This is a genomic window from Paenibacillus sp. JQZ6Y-1 (assembly GCF_040719145.1).
In the GTDB taxonomy this organism is placed as follows: Bacteria; Bacillota; Bacilli; order Paenibacillales; family Paenibacillaceae; genus Saccharibacillus; species Saccharibacillus kandeliae.
Genome location: NZ_JBFDUZ010000004.1, coordinates 1 through 21,914, shown reverse-complemented (window position 1 = coordinate 21,914; position 21,914 = coordinate 1). Strand labels below are relative to the sequence as shown.

Annotated in this window: 18 protein-coding genes and 2 tRNA genes; 10 read left to right on the top strand and 10 right to left on the bottom strand. The window is 48.6% G+C overall.

Annotated features, from left to right (window positions below):
- Positions 1 to 74 precede the first annotated feature (74 nt).
- Positions 75 to 623, bottom strand: coding sequence for a guanylate kinase (locus tag ABXR35_RS18555; RefSeq protein WP_367063530.1), 549 nt, complete (start codon positions 621 to 623; stop codon positions 75 to 77).
- Between the two features lie 202 nt (positions 624 to 825).
- On the opposite strand from ABXR35_RS18555, the gene ABXR35_RS18550 reads away from it, so the two are divergent.
- The 3 genes from ABXR35_RS18550 (at position 826) to hisS (ending at position 4,105) form a co-directional block, all read left to right on the top strand.
- Positions 826 to 1,590, top strand: coding sequence for an ABC transporter ATP-binding protein (locus tag ABXR35_RS18550; RefSeq protein ID WP_367063529.1), 765 nt, complete (start codon positions 826 to 828; stop codon positions 1,588 to 1,590).
- Positions 1,587 to 2,345, top strand: a complete 759-nt coding sequence (locus ABXR35_RS18545; protein WP_367063528.1) for an ABC transporter permease — start codon at positions 1,587 to 1,589, stop codon at positions 2,343 to 2,345. Before ABXR35_RS18550 ends, ABXR35_RS18545 begins: the two co-directional genes overlap by 4 nt.
- A gap of 437 nt (positions 2,346 to 2,782) precedes the next feature.
- Positions 2,783 to 4,105 carry a histidine--tRNA ligase gene (gene hisS / locus ABXR35_RS18540; RefSeq protein WP_367063527.1) on the top strand — a complete coding sequence of 441 codons (1,323 nt, stop codon included), beginning with the start codon at positions 2,783 to 2,785 and terminating at the stop codon, positions 4,103 to 4,105.
- A gap of 173 nt (positions 4,106 to 4,278) precedes the next feature.
- Here hisS and ABXR35_RS18535 read toward each other — a convergent pair whose 3' ends face one another.
- The gene (locus ABXR35_RS18535) at positions 4,279 to 5,202 is read right to left on the bottom strand and encodes a stalk domain-containing protein (protein WP_436669391.1); all 924 of its coding nucleotides are present in this window, start codon (positions 5,200 to 5,202) and stop codon (positions 4,279 to 4,281) included.
- A 257-nt stretch (positions 5,203 to 5,459) separates the two neighbouring features.
- Here ABXR35_RS18535 and ABXR35_RS18530 point away from each other — a divergent pair, with 257 nt between their 5' ends.
- The 7 genes from ABXR35_RS18530 to ABXR35_RS18500 all read left to right on the top strand — a co-directional run bounded on the left by ABXR35_RS18530 (position 5,460) and on the right by ABXR35_RS18500 (position 13,907).
- Entirely contained in the window at positions 5,460 to 5,915 is a 456-nt protein-coding gene (locus ABXR35_RS18530) for a PTS sugar transporter subunit IIA (RefSeq protein ID WP_367063526.1), read from the top strand.
- Complete coding sequence (locus tag ABXR35_RS18525; RefSeq protein WP_367063525.1) at positions 5,915 to 6,232, top strand: PTS fructose transporter subunit IIB; 318 nt, start codon at positions 5,915 to 5,917, stop codon at positions 6,230 to 6,232. The genes ABXR35_RS18530 and ABXR35_RS18525 overlap by 1 nt, the downstream gene beginning before the upstream one ends.
- Before the next feature lie 55 nt (positions 6,233 to 6,287).
- Positions 6,288 to 7,403: a PTS fructose transporter subunit IIC gene (locus tag ABXR35_RS18520; RefSeq protein ID WP_367063524.1), complete on the top strand. Its 1,116-nt coding sequence runs from the start codon at positions 6,288 to 6,290 to the stop codon at positions 7,401 to 7,403.
- Between the two features lie 60 nt (positions 7,404 to 7,463).
- Positions 7,464 to 10,250, top strand: a complete 2,787-nt coding sequence (gene mngB / locus ABXR35_RS18515; protein ID WP_367063523.1) for a mannosylglycerate hydrolase — start codon at positions 7,464 to 7,466, stop codon at positions 10,248 to 10,250.
- Between the two features lie 221 nt (positions 10,251 to 10,471).
- On the top strand, positions 10,472 to 12,448 hold the full coding sequence (locus ABXR35_RS18510) for a BglG family transcription antiterminator (protein ID WP_367063522.1): 1,977 nt from the start codon (positions 10,472 to 10,474) through the stop codon (positions 12,446 to 12,448).
- A gap of 290 nt (positions 12,449 to 12,738) precedes the next feature.
- Positions 12,739 to 13,029, top strand: coding sequence for a DUF6509 family protein (locus ABXR35_RS18505; RefSeq protein ID WP_367063521.1), 291 nt, complete (start codon positions 12,739 to 12,741; stop codon positions 13,027 to 13,029).
- A 125-nt stretch (positions 13,030 to 13,154) separates the two neighbouring features.
- Positions 13,155 to 13,907 (top strand): NAD(P)-dependent oxidoreductase, encoded by a 753-nt coding sequence (locus ABXR35_RS18500; RefSeq protein WP_367063520.1) that lies wholly within the window; start codon positions 13,155 to 13,157, stop codon positions 13,905 to 13,907.
- Positions 13,908 to 13,922: 15 nt separating this feature from the next.
- Here ABXR35_RS18500 and ABXR35_RS18495 read toward each other — a convergent pair whose 3' ends face one another.
- The 8 genes from ABXR35_RS18495 to ABXR35_RS18460 all read right to left on the bottom strand — a co-directional run bounded on the left by ABXR35_RS18495 (position 13,923) and on the right by ABXR35_RS18460 (position 21,866).
- Entirely contained in the window at positions 13,923 to 14,084 is a 162-nt protein-coding gene (locus ABXR35_RS18495) for a hypothetical protein (RefSeq protein ID WP_367063519.1), read from the bottom strand.
- Positions 14,085 to 14,199: 115 nt separating this feature from the next.
- Positions 14,200 to 15,384: a response regulator gene (locus tag ABXR35_RS18490; protein WP_367063518.1), complete on the bottom strand. Its 1,185-nt coding sequence runs from the start codon at positions 15,382 to 15,384 to the stop codon at positions 14,200 to 14,202.
- On the bottom strand, positions 15,359 to 17,449 hold the full coding sequence (locus ABXR35_RS18485; RefSeq protein ID WP_367063517.1) for a sensor histidine kinase: 2,091 nt from the start codon (positions 17,447 to 17,449) through the stop codon (positions 15,359 to 15,361). The genes ABXR35_RS18490 and ABXR35_RS18485 overlap by 26 nt, the downstream gene beginning before the upstream one ends.
- A 508-nt stretch (positions 17,450 to 17,957) precedes the next feature.
- Entirely contained in the window at positions 17,958 to 18,782 is an 825-nt protein-coding gene (locus ABXR35_RS18480) for a carbohydrate ABC transporter permease (RefSeq protein ID WP_367063516.1), read from the bottom strand.
- 17 nt (positions 18,783 to 18,799) lie between these two features.
- Positions 18,800 to 19,690: a carbohydrate ABC transporter permease gene (locus ABXR35_RS18475; protein WP_367063515.1), complete on the bottom strand. Its 891-nt coding sequence runs from the start codon at positions 19,688 to 19,690 to the stop codon at positions 18,800 to 18,802.
- A 329-nt stretch (positions 19,691 to 20,019) separates the two neighbouring features.
- Positions 20,020 to 21,351 carry a sugar ABC transporter substrate-binding protein gene (locus ABXR35_RS18470; RefSeq protein WP_367063514.1) on the bottom strand — a complete coding sequence of 444 codons (1,332 nt, stop codon included), beginning with the start codon at positions 21,349 to 21,351 and terminating at the stop codon, positions 20,020 to 20,022.
- 353 nt (positions 21,352 to 21,704) lie between these two features.
- Positions 21,705 to 21,778 (bottom strand) — tRNA-Pro (locus tag ABXR35_RS18465).
- 11 nt (positions 21,779 to 21,789) lie between these two features.
- Positions 21,790 to 21,866, bottom strand: a tRNA-Arg gene (locus ABXR35_RS18460).
- Positions 21,867 to 21,914 lie beyond the last annotated feature (48 nt).

The window sequence follows — 21,914 nt, the reverse complement described above, 5'->3', positions numbered from 1 at the left end:
ATTTTATCAACAGTGAACCAAATGACTTTTATACGTGTTTCCGTCTATCGCTTCGATATTCTCCACGAATGTATTCAGTGCGCCACAATCCCGGCACGAATATAATCCACAATACGCTCCGCCGTCCGCAACTGCCCTTCCCCATTGCGAATCACGACATCGCATTGGGAGAGCGCCGCAATCTCCTCGTCAAATGAAGCCAGTCGTAGCTGCTGCTCCTCCACGCTCACCTTGCGGTCAAATAACCGCTGCGCTAGCTGTTGGCGGCTAGCACTAACACCGATGAGCAGCGCCTTGTCGCCCAACTGCTTTTTCACCAGCGCCGCTCCCGGTGCATCCATCACGCTGGAACGCGGCTGGTGATGATGTACTGCTTCATCTAGTGAGCTTCGTGCCGTTCCGTACAAATTGCCGCGATATTCGCTAATTTCCAGCATCAAGCCCTGACGGTTCATGACCTCCATCTGCTCGCGTGTGGCGAAGTGATAATCCACCCCATCCTGCTCGCCTGCTCTGGGCGTGCGCGACGTCCATGTGACGATCTTGGGCAAGCCAAGTCGCGCTTGTAGCGTACTTTTCCCCGAAGCGCTAGGTCCCTGAAAAATCACGATGGAAAATGACATGTAATCCCCTCCTGTAAGTATGCCCATTATACAAATGCACTTCCTTTTACACAAGTGCTATGAACGCAGCCATGAGAGAACCATTCCCATGCTCCCTCACTCCTTTCTGCGATGGTATAATATGAACGATTCTGCTAGGATCGACTACCCTATCGAACGAGAAACGAGGGCTACATACAATGAAACATGAGAGCATACTGCCATGTCATTAACTTCCTTTGACACTGCCGCCATTGAATGGAAACAAGTATATAAATCCTTTCCCACATCGACAGACCAACCGCCTGCACTCATTTTGAATAACATCAGCGGCAAGATTCAGCAAGGCAGCATCACGATGCTGATCGGTCCTTCCGGCTCCGGCAAAAGCACGCTACTGTCGCTATGCAATCTGCTTCTCACCGCCGATGAAGGCGAGGTATGGGTGCAAGGCAAACCGATTCATGATTGGCAAATGAACAAGCTGCGGCGAACCGTAGGCATGGTGTTTCAGGATTCACCGATGCTGCCCGGCACGGTACGCGATAACATCCTGACTGCTAGCCGTTTGCACCAGATACCAACAGACGATCCGGTACAATGGCTGGAGCGTGTTGGTCTGTCCGCTGATTTGCTAGAGCGGCAAGCAAGCGAGCTATCTGGCGGGCAAAAACAGCGCGTTGCACTGATACGCACCCTTGTCAATCAACCAGAAATCCTGCTGCTGGATGAGATCACCTCCGCGCTTGATCATTCCTCTGTCCAGCATATCGAGCAATTACTGATGCAGCTGAATCGTGAAAAGGGTACTACTCTGATCTGGGTAACGCACCATCTGGAACAGGCAAGGCGCATGGGACAGCAGATCTGGTATCTGGAACAAGGTCAGCTTGTCGAAACAGGCAGTACTGACAAGATGCTATCCAATCCGCAGACAGAGGCGGCACGACAGTTTATCTTATCTGCACAGGAGAACCCTACTCCATGAGTATTCTTGCGCTAAGCTTTTCGCTGTCGTTTGTATTGCTTGCGGTCGTTCTGTCGCGCTCTTTCAAGCTCGGTTTGGAAAAGGATGTCATGATCGCGATGCTGCGCGCCGCCGTGCAGCTCATTGTGATCGGCTATATTTTAAATATGATCTTCGGCTTGCAGCAGCTGTGGGTGGTGGCATTATTCGTGCTGCTAATGATCGGTGTAGCGGCTGCAAATGTCGCCAGTAAGGGCAAACGACTACCCAGATTTGCCATCAAAGTATTCGCCACATTCGTCATTGTGGAGTTGCTAACACAGGCGATCATGCTTGGACTTGGCATCATCCCGGCAACGGCACGCTATATCATTCCGATCAGCGGCATGATTATCGGTAATTCGATGGTACTCGGCAGTCTGCTGATCAGCCGTCTGCGCTCCGAGGTGAGCCTGCGGCAACGCGAGATTCAGGTGATGCTATCGCTCGGAGCCACGCCAAGGCAGGCGATTTTGCCAGTACTGAAAAGCGCTATTCGCTCTAGCATGATCCCAACTATCGACGGACAAAAGACGATTGGACTCGTACAGCTACCCGGCATGATGACCGGCCAGATTATCGCCGGAGCCGATCCGATTACGGCAGTGCGCTTCCAGCTTCTCATCGTATTTACCTTGATGACGTCCGCCATTGTTACTAGTATTCTGCTCGGTCTGCTCATTGCGCCTAGTCTGTTTAACAAGCACCAGCAGCTACAAATGGAATGGCTAAAATAAGTGATTTCTGTTCATCTGCATGTGATATATCAGCTTATCATTATTCCGCGACATGAACTATGGTCCGCAAATCCGGTCTTGCATTTTGCGAATGACGGGCATATAATGGCTAATAATTCAAACGGAAGCCCTCTGCTTCCGACTACAAGGATCGAAGGAGGAGATTGTATTATGCAACAAGCGGAGACTATCATTTGTCGTCTTGACCCATCGTTAATGATTCCATCATACGCAGTCTCTTCCATCGGTCTGACCGGAAAGCTGTATCATTTTCATAGGCGTTAGCCAAACTGTTGAGTTATACAACAGGGTGGCTAGCGCTTTTCGCGTTGGCCTCCCTGCGGGATATGAAACGCGCAGGACCAAGAGGTCCTGCGCGTTTTTTGTTTGATACGGCTGAATCGGCACATTCTAACAATCCCGAAGGAGAGATTCCCATGCAAACCTTATCCATGCAAAATGTCAAAGGCACATCCGATTACACTGGCGGCGAACAACGGCTGCGCAGATACATTCGCAATCTGCTAGAGCAGCAATTTTACTGTTTCGGTTATGAGGAAGCGGAGACGTCTGTACTCAGCGAATTGGAATGGCTCACCTCCAAATACGGCGGCGGTGAGGAGATCACCAAAGAAATCTATCAGTTGAGCGATCAACGCGGTCGTGAGCTTGGATTGCGTTATGATCTGACGATGCCGCTGGCGCGTTTGCTGACATTGAACCCCAGTCTGCGCCTGCCGTACCGCCGCTTTGAAATGGGCAAAGTGTTTCGTGACGGTCCCACCAAGCGCGGACGACTGCGTGAATTTTGGCAATGCGACGCCGATGTCGTCGGTATCGCTGGACCCGAAGCCGAATTGGAGCTGTTCCAGCTGGCGATGCAGTCGTTTAACCGATTGGACATTCCGGTGATCCTTCGCTGGAACAATCGTCGCCTGCTGGCAGAGGTACTCACCGCGCTAGATGTACCGGAAATACTGCTCTCCTCGGTCATGCTAACACTGGATAAATTGGCGAAAATCTCCCGCGCAGATGTAGCTGCCGAGTTAAAGGGCAAAGGTCTGAACGAAGCCGCAACGTCTCGTCTGATGGAGCTAATCGACCGTGATCCGCAGCAATTAACGCTCCTTGCTCTTGCTGCTGCCTACAACTTGGAGAATCTACCGGGATGCCAAAAAGCGCTGCAATTGCAGCAATTACTGATGGGATTGGACATGGATCAGGTGTGCGTATTCGATCTATTTCTGTCGCGAGGATTGTCCTTTTACACCGGAACCGTATACGAGATTTTCGATGCAACAGGTCAATACTCATCTAGCCTTGGCAGTGGCGGACGATATGACGGCATGATCGGCAAGCTGTCCGGCGATCCAGAATTGGAATTGCCCGCGGTCGGATTATCGTTTGGATTGGAATCGGTAATGGAACTATATCGTCAGCAGCCTCAGGCGGAAGCTATGCTACGGAACTCTGCCCCTATTCATGTGGCAGTTATACCGATTGGCGGAACGCTGGTGGAAGCTGTCCGCACCAGTGGCTTATTGCGTGCTGCTGGTATTTCCGCGGTTACCGATACCAGCGGACGCAAGCTGGGCAAGCTGCTGAATAGCCTGTATACGCGTGGGATTCGTTTTGTGGTACTGATTGGTGAAGATGAAGTACGTGCTGAGCAAGTGAAGCTGCGCGATCTGGCGGAAGGTGTGGAAGTAGCAGTTTCTGTAGAGGAAGCAGTACATCGACTGACGCAGGTGTACTTGTAATTTGTCAGTGGAAGTCATCTACAAAAAGCAGTGCAACAGCTATAATTCACTCTGTTGCACTGCACGGTTGTTATCCGTTTGTTTGACACGCTGTTCTCTAGTGCCATTACGTATCATTACGTATCATTCCCTACCCATTGCTTTATCCGTATATGCTATGGGTTTGTTGTGTATCACAACGTTTCATCCAATACACGAAGTACTGTACTGTCTGCGGATGCGTCTGTAATTGTGATTCTCAGCGCATAGCTGGAACCATCACAGGACAATTGCATTGCAGCCGCTGTATGCCGATCTTTCCATTCTGTTTTATATTGAAAAGACCGATACTGCATCGAATAAACTAGACGTGTGAATTGTTCATTTCCTTGCGGTTCTTTAAAGGATCGATCGCTTGTAGCTTTCCCTAAATCAAGACTGAGCTCATCTTTTGCTCCCATATAAACTCCAAGCATAGTAGCCACATGGTAAGGATCAGCAGCACTGTATGATGATACATCCCCATCTCCTACAATCCGTATCAACGCATCCTTATAGAAAATAAGATAGAGTGTAAGTGGAATTTCATCAATGGTATCTGTGTATTTCATAATGGTTACGTCATTGTTGGAGGATTGTTCAACAAATGTCCCATAATCCACACTAGACTTTACTTGTTCTGTTGTCGCTCCCCACAAACCGTCAAACGAATTTAAGATCGGCTTTTCACCAAGCCAGACTGCAGAGCGGATGTTGTCGATACCAAATGTTTTATCCGTAATCTGACCAAGCGATTTCATTGAAATATAGGCGGTTCCGCTTATTTTTTGCGGAGCGGTTAGCAAGGCTTTTTTGCTGCCATTTACCTTTGCCGTTTTACTGTTGATAGTGAGTACAATCGAACGACCTTCATCATTTTTCATACTCCATACATTGGATCGGATGATTGTCGTATAACCAAGCGCAGTAAATACAGTTTGCATTGGAACCATCATCGTTCCATTTTGTACAATAGGTACAGATTTGGACTTGGTATTCAGTTGAACCTGATCCACATATAGCCGATAAGACGGAGTGGCTGCTGCAGACGCATGAGACGGAATCAATATACCACTCATGGATAAGAATAGGATAAACGCTACACTTGCTAATACAAACTTCTTCATTCTATTGAACCCCTTTTTTATGTAGTATACAAAGATTATATCATTGATTCTGACAATCCATTTCCGCAAGTAACGGAAATTTTATAGATTAAACCCTTCCTCGTCATCGTCTACAATGATCTTGTAAGCGCTTATCTTAATGAAAAATCACACCACACCCTACTTACCATCACATACAGAGAGCTTCACCGAAAGGAGGAGAGACATCCATGATTACCAGAGAACATATCTACCTAGACCAGCCGTTACCGAGCAAACAAGCGGTATTTGAATTTATCGCAGATCGTGCGGCGCAGCTCCAGATTACGTCAGAGCCGGAGCAGATCATTCACGATCTGTGGGAGCGGGAACATGTCTACTCCACTGGCTTACAGGATCAATTTGCGATCCCCCACACTCAGAGTGCAGCCGTCCAGCAACCAGCGGTGCTGATCATCCGACTGGCGCAGACGATCGACTGGGAATCCCATGACGGACAGCCGGTTCGGTACGTATTTGCCATTCTAGTGCCTAAGGAACAAGTAGACATGTCGCATCTACAAATCATTTCCTCATTAGCAACCTTATTATTAGAAGACTCATTCAAAGCTTCCATGGCGCAAGCCAAGCAGCCGGACGATGTATACGGCTTGCTTCATCAATCTGCGGAAGGACTGGTATCATAATGAAAATCGTAGGCGTTACTTCATGTATTGCAGGTCTGGCACACACCCCTATGGCAGCCAAAGCATTGGAAAAAGCAGCACAACAGCTCGGTTACGACATCAAGGTAGAGCAGCAGGGCGCAATGGGACAGATTAACGAATTATCGACTACTGATATTGCAGATGCTCATTTTGTGCTTATCGCTTCTGACCAGACAATCAAGGATATGGAGCGCTTTGATGGCAAGCAAATTGTCCGTGTGAAGATTGGTCATGCCGTCAACAATGCAGAAGCCGTACTGACCAAAGCTGTCGAAGCCGTATCTTCGCGTCAATAATATCCATGCGCCCCGGTTCGCCGGGGATATATCTTCCTTATGAGGAGAGAGTCCGATGAAAAAGTGGCTTAGTGAAGCAAAAACGCATCTCATGACAGGTATCTCTTATTTGCTACCCGTCATTATCGCTGGCTCGTTAATCGTTGCCGTTTGTAAAATTATCGGTCTGTCTATGGGCATTACCGATTTCAGTCCGTACAAAGATGGAAGCGGATTCTTGCACATTCTGTACCTCGTTGAAAATGTCGGCTGGAGCGGCATCGGTCTGCTGACGATTGTACTGTCTGCGTATATCGCCTATTCCATCGGAGACAAGCCTGCACTCGCTGCTGGTCTCATCGGCGGTGTACTTGCCCAGCAAACCAACGCTGGTTTTCTCGGCGCGCTGATCTCCGGTTTCTTTGCCGGATATATCACGCTTTGGGTGAAAAAGAAGGTCAAAATCACCGGCGCAGCTGCTGGTTCTGTTCCACTGATCATCCTGCCGCTCATTACGGTTGGATTGACTGGTATTCTAATGGCGGTGATCCTCGGCGGTCCGCTTAGTGCTGTGAACACGTTTCTGGTCGGCTGGATTCAGCACATGAGTCAGAGCGGCACGAATGCCGTACTGCTGGCGATTATTCTCGGTGCGATGATCGGCTTTGATCTTGGCGGTCCAGTCAACAAAGCCGCTTGGATGGCGGGTAACGCTCTGTTTCTGTCTGGCGTATATCTGCCGAATATTTTCATTAATATCGCGATCTGTATTCCGCCGCTCGGTTACGGTCTGGCAACATTGCTCATGCGCAGCCGCTTCTCGCAGACCTTCCGCGAAGCTGGCAAAGGCTCCGTCATTATGGGTATTATCGGCATTACCGAAGGGGCGATTCCCTTTACACTGCGCAATCCAGCAAAAATGATTCCGATCAATATGATCGCCTGTGCCGCTGGTGCCGCATTGACTGCACTGCTTGGCGCCCACGTTATCATGCCGCCGATCGGTGGATTGTATGGCGCGATCTCGGTCGGTACGCCTATCGCTTATCTCGCTGGCGGCATCGTCGGTGCACTGATTGTCGCAGCAGGCACAATGCTGGTCAATTTCAAAGATGAAGAGGAAAAGAAAACCGCAACTCGCGACGCATCCGTGAAGCATAACGGTGAAGAAATCGAACTGGTTTTCGACTGATCTCACATTCGTTCTGCCGTCCTGTCTTACAACCTGATTTACCGGAGGGAGCATATAGAGATGAACCATACTACTAGCAATACCCCCAACACAACAGCCCATACTGCACAGTCCACACCGGACAACCATTCTGCTGCCAATACACAAAGTACAGTTCACGTGATTCCGCATACACACTGGGATCGGGAATGGTACTTTACCACCTCCCGCTCCAAAGTGTATCTGGTCAAGCATGTCAAAGAAGTGCTGCACGCCTTGGAGCAGATTGATGGTTTCCACTATTATCTGCTCGACGCGCAAGGGTCGCTGCTGGATGATTATATCCGCTGGTGCCCCGAAGACGAGGAACGGATTCGCCGCCTCGTTACCGACCGTCGCCTGATGACAGGACCTTGGTATACACAGACCGATCAGCTAGTCATTTCGGGAGAGTCCATCGTGCGCAATCTATACTACGGCATGGAAACCGCCAATCGCTATGGTCATGCCATGAAAGTAGGCTATGTGCCGGACGCGTTTGGTCAATCCGCTCAGATGCCGCAGATTTATCGCGAATTCGGCATCCAGCATTTCCTGTTCTGGCGTGGTGTCGCTGACAATACGAATCCCCATACCGAATTTACATGGGAAGGCTCGGATGGCAGTACCGTATTCGCTGTGCAGATGCCATTCGGCTATTATTACGGTGGCAATATTCCTGAGGAGGAAGAGGAACTGGCAACCTATTTGAACCGCCAGATTTCCGCCTTGGAAAACAAAGCCTCCATCCCCCACCTGTACTTTCCAAATGGCTTTGACCAAGCGCCGGTACGTCAGAATCTGCCACAGCTGGTGCGTCGTTTTAATGAGTTGGACAATCAACATGAGTATGTCATCGACGAACCGGAGCGTTTTATGCAGCAGGCGGAACAGGCAAGTCAGCAAGTGGAACTGCCCATACTACGCGGCGAACTAATGGAAGCCAAGCATATGCGCATTCACAAATCCATCTTCTCCACCCGTGCCGATCTGAAACAGCTGAACAATACGATTGAGAATTTAATCGTGAATACGCTGGAGCCTGTATTGGCGATTAGCCATTCGCTTGGCAACGACTATCCGCACCGCATTGTGGAAGACATTTGGAAGCTTATGTTTGAAAATGCCGCTCACGATAGTATTGGCGGTTGCAATAGCGATACGACCAACCGCGATGTCGCTTTCCGCTACAAGCAGGCGCACGATATTGCGACCAATCTGCTCGATCTGCATATGCGTCTGATTGCTTCGCACATTCAGCAGGAGGAGACATTCGCTTTTACCGTATTCAATACATTGCCTTATCCGCGTTCTGGTGTTACTGAGCTGGATGCCTATTTGCCCGAAAAGCCGTTCGTTATCCGCGATTTGCAAGGCAATATACTGGACTATGCGATTGTCGAGAAGATTGAGCAAACCGACTATGTGCTCGGTCAGCATATCGATCTGAATCCAAGCCGCAAGGTGTATATGCCGGAGCGCGTATTCCGTGCCACGCTGCTGGTCGATTTAAGCGAAGTCCCAGCGATGGGCTACACACAGATTGTATTTGATTGTAGTGAGCAAGCGCTAAGTGAGCATACACATAACCAGCGCAGTAATGATACCATCATTGAAAATGAACATTTCATCATCGTAGTCCAATCGAATGGAGCGCTCTCTATTACGGACAAAGCATCCGCACGTCTGTATACCGATCAGATGGTATTTCAGGACAATGGTGATGATGGCGATTCGTATAATTACTCGCCACCAGAGCTGGATCTGATCGTTTCGTCGCGCGGTAGCGGTGTGCAGGTAACCACGACGATCACCCCTGTCTCGCAGGAGTTGAAGTTACGGTATAACTTGAGCGTGCCTGCGAATCTGGAAGAGCGTGCGAGTGGAATCTGCACGGGCACACTTCCCATTGAGGCTCACATCAGTCTACGTCGTGGGGAGAAGCTGATCCGCTTTGCTGTGGACGTGGATAATCATGTTCTCAGTCATCGGCTGCGTGTACTGTTCGATACGGGCATCTCTTCCCAATTGTCGATTGCTGACCAACCCTTCGGTGTGATTCAGCGTCCTACCTCGCTACCAGAAGCAGCAATTTGGGAAGCCGAGCAGTGGCAGGAGAAGCCGATTACCATCGAAGCGATGCAGAGCTATGCCGGGCTGAATGATGGTACGCACGGCATGATGGTTATGACCGAGGGTGTACGCGAATACGAGATTGTCGGCGAGGATTACACGACCATCGCTCTCACCTTGTTCCGTACCTTTGGCTATATGGGCAAAGAAAATCTGCTGTATCGCCCCGGTCGTGCCTCAGGTGAGAAGATCGTAGAAACACCAGACGCTCAGCTACTGGGCAAGCTGTCCTTTACCTTTGCCCTGCATGTGCATGAATCCAGCTTTGACGACGCCCATATTGCTAAGGCGGCGCGCGAGTATTTGACGCCATTTAGCAGCTATCAGCTGTGCGATTTCCTGAATGGTCGCCTAATCTTCGCCTTCCGTGACGAAGACCGTGTACTGCCACCAAGCTACAGCCTGATGTCATTTACACCGGAATCCGACGCCATACTGAGCGCTTTTAAAAAGGCAGAACACGAGGATGGCTACATTGTGCGCACCTTCAATCCATATGTACACAAGTCAGCTCAAGCGTCATTGCAATTTACCGTACCTGTGGACATTTGTTTGACTAGCTTACAGGAACAGCCGATTCCCGGAGCACCGATTCCGTCTACCTCTACTTCTGATTCCAATGTGGTGCAATTGCCGGAATTGAGTCATGCCAAACTGCAAACCATTCTGGCAAAGCGATCAACTACCGTTCAATAATAGGTTAGCGATCAGTATGCAGCATTCCCATAACAGGACGGGGAATTTCCATTCAGCATTCAGCCTATACCATCCTGCTTCAGTCGATATACAGCCTCAGCGAATTTGTATATTGGCTGAGTAGTAAGCTACAATATACAACAACTTACTTTTGAATAATGTATAAACGAACGTTATTACGTAATCCTTAACAGCCTATCGGAAAGGAGGTCTGATGCCATATGTCATTTCCATACCGTCGATTGAAAAAGCTGTTCCTGCTTCTGCGCGATAGCTCTGCCCGCGAACAAGGCTGGACAACCCGCGCACTTGCCGAGATGCTGGATGTCACCGAACGCACCATCCGCGATGATCTGAAAAAGCTGAACGAGCTGCTTCAAAACGGTGGCGCTCATCTAGAATCACAGCGCAATCAAGGTCATCTGATCGTCGTGGATGATGAACACCAATATGCACGGTTATGCGGCGAATCTGCCGAAGAAGCAGCAACCGAGCCTGTACTGCCGGACACACCGGAAGAACGCATCCGATATGAGCTATTCACCCTGCTCAATGCCAATGACTATATGCGCATGGAAGACCTCGCCGATTCGCTGTTCATTAGTCGCGCTACCATGAACAATGATCTAAAAATATTGCGTCAGATCATCGAAAAGTACAGTCTACAGCTATCCATCAAGCCAGCACACGGAATCCGATTATCCGGTTCAGAGACTCATATTCGCTACTGTCTAGCAGAATACGCCGATACCCGTGATGAAGAACACGGCTGGTCTGACTGGTCAACAGAGCAGGAGCATTTGCTACAGCCTGTAGACCTGCGTCAGTTGCATAAGCTGGTGACCGCTCATTTGCAGAACCATCATGTGCAGATGGCAGACCTCGCACTCAAGGATCTGATCACCCATCTGGCAGTAATGATTTTGCGTATTCGTGCTGGGCATGGGCTAGAATCGTTTGACGAGATGCCGCCTGCGGATCATCATGAGGAGCTGGTGAATGGACTGCTGCGGGAGCTGGAACAGCAATATGAACTGCAATGTCCACCGGGCGAGCAGTACTATATACAGCTGCATATCGCCAGCAAATGTATGACCAGTGAGCAGTGGCAGGAGCTACAATCCGACCGTTTGCTGCTGGCAGTAAAGCAAATGCTGGACTATATTCATGAACGGTATGCGTACGATCTGCGCGACGACGAACGATTGCCACGCGATCTATATGCTCATTTGAAGCCGATGATGATCCGTTTGCAGCATGGGATGAATATGCGTAATCCTCTGTTAGCACATATTCGTCGCCATTATCCACTTGCTTACGAGATTACCATCGGTGCTGTCAAACAGCTGCAAACTCTATTTCCCTACGATATTAACGACAATGAGATTGGTTATCTGGCACTTCACTTTGGTGCAGCCTTAGAACGCAAGTACCATATTCCTTACAGCCGTCGCAAAACCGTTCTGCTTGTGTGTGGCTCCGGTTATGGCACCGCTCGTATTCTAGAATCACGGCTGCGTTCCCTATTTGCCGAGTTGGATGTGACGCGGGTCGTATCGCTGCGCGAATATGAGCAGATGTCCACGATCCGTGAAGATATGGTCATCTCCACCATCCGTCTACCGCAGCAGAAAAACAAACCGACCACCGTTGTCGCTCCTATTCCATCCGACCGCGATATGGCATCCATTACACGGCTAGTGCGTACAAGCGATCAGCAGGAGGAAAACTCATGCCTGCGCTACTTTCAACCAGATTGCTTTGTCCGACTGCCATCAGCGACTGACAAGTTCACGCTGCTGCGGCAATTGAGCGAGCATCTGTTGGAAAAGGGTATTGTAACGTCGAACTTTTTGCCAGCTGTATTGGAGCGCGAGCAGATGGCATCCACTGCACTTGGTCAAGGCATGGCAATCCCGCATCCATTGGAGCTAAGTTCGACTCGTACCGCCGTCTATGTGTGTCTGTTGGATGAGCCGCTGCAATGGGATGACGAGAACCGTGTACAAGCGATTTTCATGCTGTCCATTTGCAAAGAGGATTACGAGCAAGCAATGGGTATTTACGATCTATTTGTCGAGCTAATCCGTCAAGAGCCGCTGTTTGCACGATTGCAGCAATGCCGCAGCTTTGACGATTTTCTGGACATTGCCCGTGAAACGATGACACTTCGCAGTTTGGAGCCATATGGCAGTTAACCTAGATCATATGCGAATGATCGTATATGGAACTTGCAGACTATCCTATAAAAACGTAAATGTATCCAAGCGCATCATCATATATCATCCCTCAATCTCAATCCATGCCCAGACTTTCGATAACAGAGAGTCTGGGCATTTGTTCTGCCTAGCAGCATTTGCATATCCAACTTCATCCCCTGTTTACAACCATGGTATAATAGAGCAGGCACTACGCGGCTCATTATGCGCGCCTGTGCACATACATTAGGATATAAGTGCAGCATCGTCTGCGCAGGAGGTATATAGCTATGGATATGACAAGTTATCAGGTGGAATGGATTCGTGATCCATTTGGCATTTTAGCGGGCAAGCGTTATGAGTTTAGAATCGATCTGGATGTGGATGCAGAGGATGATTTGTACACGCCGAATGGTGTCTATATTCGTGCCGTTTATCGAGTAGAGGACGGACAAGGCAAGCTGGTCACTTACGATCTAGTGGAAAAAGGAACAGACCGTTTGCTCGAATTTGATCTGGAAGACGAGGAAGAGGTTGAACTAGCAGCGTTTTGCGAGCAGCATTGGCAGGACGCAGAATAATCATTTCGCTCTTAATGTTCTTCGCTGCATGATAGCGAGTGAATGCGCAACAGAACCAAGATGGCTTCCTATACGGATACGCACAATACGGATGTGCCATACGCATTTCGCAGGAGGAATGGAACATGAAGATTGCTTTACTCGGTGCCACAGGTCGTACTGGTCGGCTTATTTTGCAGTATTTGCTGCGTACCGGACATGATGTCACCGTGCTAGTACGTTCGCCCGAACGGTTGCAGGAACAGCTGTTTACGACCGACATTCCTTCGCTGGATCAGCAGGGCGTGCCGATTCGTGGCGAAATGGAGCGGTTGTCGCCTTCTTTTGCCGATCAGATAGAGAGCATACAGCCTGATACCGTTGGGGTACGTCGCTCAGATGCACGGCTGCATATTTTAACTGGCGATACGCGTGACAGTAACCACCTGTTTGCTACTTTGCATGGAACAGATGCCGTTATAAGCGCCATTGGTACCGATAAATCCGATGCGCTGACTGTTACGATGAACGCCTTGATCCCTATCATGCAGCAGCAATCCATTGCTCGACTGATCACCATCGGTACAGCAGGCATTTTGCAGAGTCGTACTGCTGCCGATCGATACCGCTATGAAACGACCGAATCTCGTCAGCGCAGTACCCGCGCCGCTGAAGAGCATCGCAAAGTATACGAATGGCTGCACCAATCGTCGCTACAATGGACTATCGTCTGCCCTACCTATTTGCCAGATGGCGAATATACAGGCGGCTACCGAGTGGAACGAGAGCTGTTACCCGAAGGCGGTACGCAAGTGTCCACCGGAGATACCGCTTATGTTACGTATCAGCAATTGAAGGATGATCGTTATATCGGGTATCGAGTCGGATTGGCATACTAACCGAATCTCAACCCCTTATACCCGCCATCCTTTCGCATCTTTCGCATCTTTCGCATCTTTCGCATCTTTCGCATCTTTCGCATCTTTCGCATCTTTCGCATCTTTCGCATCTTTCGCATCTTTCGCATCTTTCGCATCTTTCGCATGAGCAAGTATATGCGTTTCTCGATCACACAACAAATACACTCATCCTCGGCACATCGCCACAGGATGAGTGTATTTCTTTTATCTATTCCTAAAAGATGACCAGCACCTCTGCTATGTCGCTTCCACACCGCTTATCTCTGTTCCATTAATGCTCCAGCACATGTTGCTGCTGCCGATACTCTGTTGGCGTGAGCATATACTTCTTACGAAATACCTGTGTAAAATGCCGCACACTGCCATACCCAATCTGCTCCGCAATATCCACCAGCCGCAGATGCGGATTCAGCAGCAGCTCACGCGCCTGATCCAGACGCAGCGAGATCACATATTCCTTATATCCCTGCCCCGTTTTTTGCTTGAACAGCTGGCTAAAATACACCGGATTCAAAAACACCACCGCCGCCACTTTTTCCAGTGATAACTCCTCCTGAAAATGCGCCTGAATATATTGCAGTGCCATCCGAATCGCGGTATCGCTTCCTTTGCCTTCTGGCTGTTCATATGCCGTGACAGGCGCGCGGTGACGAAGTCGCTTTACGTCCTCCGCCATCTGTTCAAATCCATGATGAGGACCGGAATGTACCGTGTAAAAGGGCTGCATTTTCAAGCAACGCTGTAGCTGCTCTGTTGTACGCTCCTGTAATTCATCCATACACGCATCTGCACGCAGTGATACGAGCGCCAACAAGCTATGCCGATCCAAACTCACTACAAAGCCGCGCCCATACTCCTGTATCAGCTCAGTCAGTACATTTTCCACGATAAAATGCTCCAGCGGACCATTAGCGCTGCCCTGTTCCAGCTCGGCAGAGATCAGATAATATTCTGGGTAATCGTCCAGCAATTGCTCCAAGCTGAGCTTGCCTACACTTAATCCTGCCGCTAACCGTTGAAATGCTGCTTCGCGCAAATAATTCAGCCCTTCGCGCAGCGTTTCCTCCTCCTGCACATGATTACGCTCCTGCATAATCTCTGCCGTCAGCGTCTGCATCAGCTCCGTCAGCTTCGCTTTACCGATTGGCTTGAGCAGGTAATCGCGTGCGCCCAGATGCACTGCCTGCTGCGCATAGCTGAATTCGGAATGCGCCGAGATCACCACCCATTTTGCCTGCGGCTGCTTCTTGCGAGAGATGCGCATCAGCTCTAGCCCATTAATACCGGGCATCAAAATATCTGTCAGCACCACATCCATCCGATAGCGACTCATCAGCTCTACCGCTTCCTCCGCTGATGCCGCCAGATGAACATGATATTGTGGAAAGGCATTACAGATCGTCCGCTTAATGCCCTCCCGTATAAAATTCTCATCGTCGGTGATCAAAATATGCATGATCCTGTCCTCCTTCATGATATTTCCGATCTTGTTGCTTGTCTGCTGTGGCTGACTGGTTCTCGCCTGTTTGAACAGATTCCACATGGCTTGCCGCTGCTGTTCCAGTGCTTCGTTCCACTTTTCCATCACTATCCACTATGTCAGCATGATCCGGTCGATCTGGATCGTCATAATCCATTGCACCAATACGGCTTTGCTCAGCGTGATCGTCCTCGTTTACCTGACCAGCATCCGTATGCTCCAATGCCAACCACGGCGTTGACCATTCTACTGGTAAAGGCAATCGTAGCGTTACTGTCGTCCCCTGCCCCGGGCTGCTCTCGATGCCAATCCCGTATAGCTCGCCAAACATATATTTCAGCCGTTGATGCACATTTTGCATGCCAATCCCCTGCCGAATCTTCATCTCCGGCGTACCCTCTTTAACAGACTGACTCTGTGCCTGATCCGATACATGTAGAGAACGACGCAACCGATTCAGCGTCTCCGGTGTCATACCTGCCCCGTTATCCTGCACGCGGATATTAAGATATTTCTCGTCAGGCACTGCCTTCACCAGCAAATGCCCTTGCTCCCGCTGTGCCTCCAATCCATGCTTGACCGCATTTTCGATCACTGGCTGCAATAGCATTTTCGGCACGATCAGATCCAGCCAGCGGTCATCAATAGCAATCTCCACCGTCAGCCGATCCTCCAACCGCATCTGAATAATGGTCAAATAGTGCCGAATCTGCTCCACTTCCTCACGCAGCGTCACCTCAGCATTACCTTCCCAGTGGCTGCTGTACCGAAACATTTGCGATAACGACAGCACCACCTCACCCAGTCGATCATTGCCCTTTTCATCCAGCATCCAGTAGATCATATCCAGCGTGTTATATAGAAAATGCGGGTTCACCTGCGATTGAAGGGCATGTAGCTCAGCATTTTTCTCACTCACCGTGGACAGCTTCACACGTTCAATCAGCTCCTCCACGCGCCGAACCATATGGTTAAACGAATCCACCAGCCCATTAATCTCCTCATACGACGTCACATTGACCATCCCATGGAAATTCCCGTTTTCCACCTGCTTCATCTGCCGCACCAGCCGACCCAGCGGTGAAGAAATCGTCCGCGACACAATCAACGCCACTAGCGCCGAAAACAGTAGCAAAATCGTGACCACAATGAGCAAATACCGCTTTGTCTGTGCCAACTCCACATTCAGATCCTGCGATGGTGTCATACTCACAATCGTCCAATCGATCTTGTCGAGCTTCGAAGCCGCCACTAGCGTACTGCCATCCTGCCGAACCGTGACTTCACCCGGAATATCCGGCAGCTCCAGATGCTCTGGTAAACGTGTAGGCTGCGGGTTCGGTTCCAATGAAACGGCTACTGGCTGTCCTGCCCCATTCACGATATTCACCTTGCTGTTCGGTCCCAGCTTCAGATTGTTGACCGCAGCAACGACCGTATCTGCCTTCGCTTCAAACAACACAATCCCAATCTGATGCTGCTCATTCAGATCGAAGATCGGGCGCCCAAATGCAAACACTGGTGAATCCTCCATCGTATCGATTAGCGAATGCGAGAACACACCGAGCCAGACCATTTTGCCTGTTGATGCGTTAATCTGCTTGTACCAGTCAGAGGAAGCATAATTAGGATCAGGCACCGTCGTATAATTGCCATAATCGTAGATTTTACCGTTTTCCCCGATAATATGAATCCCAACGAGATCGTCACGGGAAAAATAAATCGCGCCCATCATATTCGTAATATTGTGCTGATTCACATACTCTACTTGTGGCGGCAAAACCCGCTTCTCCGCTACAAGCCGCACAATATCTGCATTCGTACTGATCGACTTGGACAAACTGTCATAGCTGGCAAGCAGCAAATCCAGCAGCCCTGCCGTTTGCGATACATTTTTACGGGCAATCTCGCCCAACTTATCATGAAACTGTGTAGTTGTCCGGTTATAAAACAAAACCGTCACAATCAATAGAATCGCCGTCATACAAACCAGAAATAGCACAAATAACCGATGATGAATCGACCGAAATCTGCGCGGCATACCAGCCCCTCCCCCATAAACCGCTACGTATAGCCTCCTTGCAACAAGCTACACCGTCTTCAAATGAAACAACGACAGTAGCAGAAGCCTATTTCCCCTGCTCCGCATACTGTCGCCCACAACATATCCCCTCGTCTCCAAATCATACCAGATCGCATGAAGATAGAGGGTTTATTTTACAAAATAATATATAATTGTGCTTACATTTTCATCAAACAACCACACTGCCATCTGCACAAAATAGACGTCCTACTTTAGTACAATATATTTCTCTGTTATTTTTGTTATTCTGAAAAAATACGAGAGTAGGCAGAGTGAACTTCCATCCATTGCTTCTTTTCAACTGCAACCCACCCTCTACTTCTGCTGCACTTATACTGTAATATCTTGCTCATACAGTGCTTATACTGTACTCATATCATACTTATATCATACTTATATCGTACTTACACTGCATTGCTATCGAATCTCTACCGCACCTATCCATTACCTGTCGCTTGCTCCACACTTATCCTTTGACTGCTCCGGCAACCATACCCTTCGTAATCCGCTCGGACAGGATAAAGTAGATAATAATAACCGGCAACGCCCCCATAATCAGAAACGCCCCGATATTACCGTAATTGACCGAATACTGGCTGACAAACGTGTACACCCCGAACGGCAGCGTCTTGAGATTCTCTGACGAGATAAACGTAGCCGCCACGATATACTCATTCCAGATATTGATAAAGGTCAAAATACACACTGTCATCACCGGCGGCATCGAGATCGGTAGAATAATACTACGGAAAATCCGATACACACTCGCCCCATCAATAAACGCAGACTCTTCAATATCCGTCGGGATCGCCCGCATGAACCCACTCAGGATAAACACCGCAATCGGTAGCGCAAACGCCGTATACGGAATAATAATCGCCCAACGCGTATCCAGCAGATGCAGATTTTTGAAAATAATCATCAGCGGCAGCAGCGTCGCCTGCATCGGAATCATCATCCCAAGCAAAAACAGCAGCAGCACATACGGCCCATATTTCCATCTAAAGCGTGAGATCGCATACGCCGTCATCGCACTCAGCAAAATGACCGCAATCAACGTCACACCCGTCACCAGCACACTGTTGCCCAGATACTTGAGGTAACTACCCGACGTGTATGCTTCCGCATAGTTATGCCACTGCGGAATCTTCGGAAAAGAAAAGAAACTGCCGCTCAAAATTTCCTCATTCGTTTTCAGCGAGTACATGAGCAGCCAGAACAACGGATAAATCTGCGTAACGACCAGAATGGCGAAGAGCAGATATACAAAACCTTTTTTCACTTTTAACATCGTATATGCTCCTCCCCTTAGGTCACTTTACGTTCAATCCGGTTAAAGACAAAGTTAATCACTACCGTAATAATCAGACAGAAGATAACGAGGAACGTCGCCACTGCACTACCATATCCATACTTCTGAGACAGGAACGACATATTGTACATATGCGTCGCAATCGTGTCAGTAGCATGTGCAGGTCCACCGCCCGTCATAACCATAACCAACTCAAACGCTTGCAGCGAACCGATAAACGCCAATACGATTGAGATTTTGAAAATAGGCACAATCATTGGGAACGTAATATACCGATCTGCCTTAAAGCCTTCCGCGCCATCAATCTTCGCCGCTTCATAAATCTCATCTGGAATATTCTGCACCCCAGTAAACTGAATCAACAGATGATAGCCAAAGTACTGCCACAACGATACAAAATACAAAGCATACATCGCATACGCCGGCTCAGTCAGCCAGCTATGCGTCCAATTTTCCAATCCCAGCTGTATTAGAATCCCGTTCAACATCCCCCCCATAGAGGTTGGATTGTAGATTGTTTTCCACAGCTGACCAAGAATAACATTGGACAGAATAACCGGTACAAAATAAATCGTCACCAGTCGATTCCCCTTACGCACATACCGATTTAACAAAATCGCAAACAACAGACAAAACGGAATCTCGATGATCGAGAAGACCGCATACATCACCGTCCGCTTTACCGATGGCCAAAAGTTATTATCCGCAAACAGCAGCGTATGGAAGTTCGCCAGCCCTACAAACTTCGCATCCCCAATTCCATTCCAATCCAGTGTCGCTGTATAAAAAGAAACCAAAATCGGTACAAACACCGTCCCGATATACAACAACAAACAAGGCAACACAAACACCGCAATCGTCCGCGCTGGCACCTTGAGTACATTCATGGCTTCTCCCCCTCCTTTTTTCTGTATCATTGCTAATTACTAGCACAATTTTTCATAATATTCAGTAGTGAAATCGCAAAACGATTCCGATCGAACTCTTAAAAATGACAGGGACGCAACCGGCGCCCCTGTCCTCTTTTCCACTTGCGCCTATTCGTTTGCCAAGTCACTGCCCAAGCTGCAACAAGAACTTTTCAAGTCAACGATTTTGAAGTCAGCGAATGACATTAACATCCTTGTCCCTACTGAGCCGCTCCCACTAGTTAGCATTCGTTTCCGCATTCCATCCATATGATCGACATGCAAACATGCTACCTGTGATCATTTCATCAGTTCGGGTTCGCTTCCAATGCTGCTTGATGCTCCTCTGCTACCTGCTTCGGATCAACCGGCTGTACAAACAGGTTCTGAATGCTGCTCAGATGCACCTGCGATACTGCTGGATTCATCGTATTATCAAACGAAAGGTCGCCGCCCTTGATATTTTTGAACAGATCCAGTACTTCAATCGCCAGTGGAGAGTAACCCGCTGCTTTAAAGTCTCCATCCACTTTCTGACCAATACCTACCGCATTTTTCAGCTCAAACGATACTTTCGGATACTGCGTTGCAAAGTACTTCAGGAAATCCTTCGTTTCTGCCAAGTGCTCACTGTTTGCCGATACTGCAAACGCACTACCCGGTGCCAGCATGTATTGATCTGGATCGCCTTTTCCATTCACTGTTGGGAACTTGAAGACTCCTACATCCTTACCAACAGTAGACGAATCATTCGCCCCTGTCTCCCACGTTCCGATAAAGAACATCGCTGCTTGACCCGTACGGAACATGTTACCGCCTGCTGTCGCATCAATCGAAGTAGCACCATCTGGGAATGCTCCCGCCTGTACCAGCTTCTCAAATGCTTCTACTGCTTCGACAAAAGCAGGATCGTTAAACGTCTTCTTACCGTCTGCCACATCCTGCAGGAAGCCCGGACCGCCGTTCGTACGCAGCAAGATATTCATGAACAAGAATGAACCAGTCCAAGAATCCTTCTCACCAATGGCAATTGGTGTAATCCCTGCCGCTTTCAGCTTTGTAACATCCTGAAGCAGCTCGTCAAATGTAGTCGGTGGTGCAGCGATGCCTGCTTTTTCAAACAGCGCTTTGTTGTAGTAACCTACCTCGATATTATTTCCATCCGGCAGTGCGTACACTTTGTTGTCCTTACTGTAATAATCGAGCAGGCCCTTTTGATATGTATCACGAAGGCCATCTTGGTCGAGAATATCGTCCAATGGTGCCAGCAAACCAGCATCTACATACGGCTTCATTTGTGCAGCCGGATTCACAATCGTAATATCTGGAATCTCACGTGAAGCTGCTTGTGTTTTCAATTTCAGCTTTTGTTGATCCGTATTGAGTGTATCCAGTGCAATCTCCACATTCGGATGATCCTTCTGATACTGATCCACAATCTGACGAATCATTTTGTACGTCGGTGTAGTTGGATCTGGATAAATATTTTGGAAAGTGATTGTCACTTTCTCTCCGCTCGCGCCGCTACCTGTACTGCTAGCGCCTTGGCTACCTGAATCACCATTTCCACAAGCCGCCAATCCAAGCGTCAACGCTCCCGCCATTACCAATGATAAAAGTTTGCCTGTCTTTACCACCATCTGTGTTCATCCCCTTTGATGAATATCTGTTTGGTTAAACCATGTATAATCGTTTAGCCGAATATCCACATTATCATGTAAACGCTTACTAAGAACAATACAGAAATTCAAGTAATCAGGTTCGCGTTTTCAAGGTATTTATGACCATCTAAGATCAATTGAATCCCAAATGACACCATCCAAAACTAACCCCCTAAGACATATCAAATCTATAAGCCATCATTCACTATAAATACAATCTATATAAACTCAATATATAAACTTAAAAAAACACCTTTATGAGAAAGGAGACTGTCTACACAGCCACTCTTCTTTTCATAAAGGTGTTTGATGTTCCGTATTCTTCTATACAATCGGGATGACACGATTTGAACATGCGACCCCCTGGTCCCAAACCAGGTGCTCTACCAAGCTGAGCTACATCCCGTTAAAATAAAATGGCGCGCCCTAAGAGATTCGAACTCCTGACCTTTTGATTCGTAGTCAAACGCTCTATCCAGCTGAGCTAAGGGCGCAAATGGAGCGGACGACGGGAATCGAACCCGCGACCCTCGCCTTGGCAA

Bases quoted from the DNA above. Each gene is read 5' to 3' on its own strand.
- ABXR35_RS18555 (WP_367063530.1), bottom strand. From the start codon at position 623: ATGTCATTTTCCATCGTGATTTTTCAGGGACCTAGCGCTTCGGGGAAA.
- ABXR35_RS18550 (WP_367063529.1), top strand. From the start codon at position 826: ATGTCATTAACTTCCTTTGACACTGCCGCCATTGAATGGAAACAAGTA.
- ABXR35_RS18545 (WP_367063528.1), top strand. From the start codon at position 1,587: ATGAGTATTCTTGCGCTAAGCTTTTCGCTGTCGTTTGTATTGCTTGCG.
- hisS (WP_367063527.1), top strand. From the start codon at position 2,783: ATGCAAACCTTATCCATGCAAAATGTCAAAGGCACATCCGATTACACT.
- ABXR35_RS18535 (WP_436669391.1), bottom strand. From the start codon at position 5,202: ATGAGTGGTATATTGATTCCGTCTCATGCGTCTGCAGCAGCCACTCCG.
- ABXR35_RS18530 (WP_367063526.1), top strand. From the start codon at position 5,460: ATGATTACCAGAGAACATATCTACCTAGACCAGCCGTTACCGAGCAAA.
- ABXR35_RS18525 (WP_367063525.1), top strand. From the start codon at position 5,915: ATGAAAATCGTAGGCGTTACTTCATGTATTGCAGGTCTGGCACACACC.
- ABXR35_RS18520 (WP_367063524.1), top strand. From the start codon at position 6,288: ATGAAAAAGTGGCTTAGTGAAGCAAAAACGCATCTCATGACAGGTATC.
- mngB (WP_367063523.1), top strand. From the start codon at position 7,464: ATGAACCATACTACTAGCAATACCCCCAACACAACAGCCCATACTGCA.
- ABXR35_RS18510 (WP_367063522.1), top strand. From the start codon at position 10,472: ATGTCATTTCCATACCGTCGATTGAAAAAGCTGTTCCTGCTTCTGCGC.
- ABXR35_RS18505 (WP_367063521.1), top strand. From the start codon at position 12,739: ATGGATATGACAAGTTATCAGGTGGAATGGATTCGTGATCCATTTGGC.
- ABXR35_RS18500 (WP_367063520.1), top strand. From the start codon at position 13,155: ATGAAGATTGCTTTACTCGGTGCCACAGGTCGTACTGGTCGGCTTATT.
- ABXR35_RS18490 (WP_367063518.1), bottom strand. From the start codon at position 15,384: ATGCATATTTTGATCACCGACGATGAGAATTTTATACGGGAGGGCATT.
- ABXR35_RS18485 (WP_367063517.1), bottom strand. From the start codon at position 17,449: ATGCCGCGCAGATTTCGGTCGATTCATCATCGGTTATTTGTGCTATTT.
- ABXR35_RS18480 (WP_367063516.1), bottom strand. From the start codon at position 18,782: ATGTTAAAAGTGAAAAAAGGTTTTGTATATCTGCTCTTCGCCATTCTG.
- ABXR35_RS18475 (WP_367063515.1), bottom strand. From the start codon at position 19,690: ATGAATGTACTCAAGGTGCCAGCGCGGACGATTGCGGTGTTTGTGTTG.
- ABXR35_RS18470 (WP_367063514.1), bottom strand. From the start codon at position 21,351: ATGGTGGTAAAGACAGGCAAACTTTTATCATTGGTAATGGCGGGAGCG.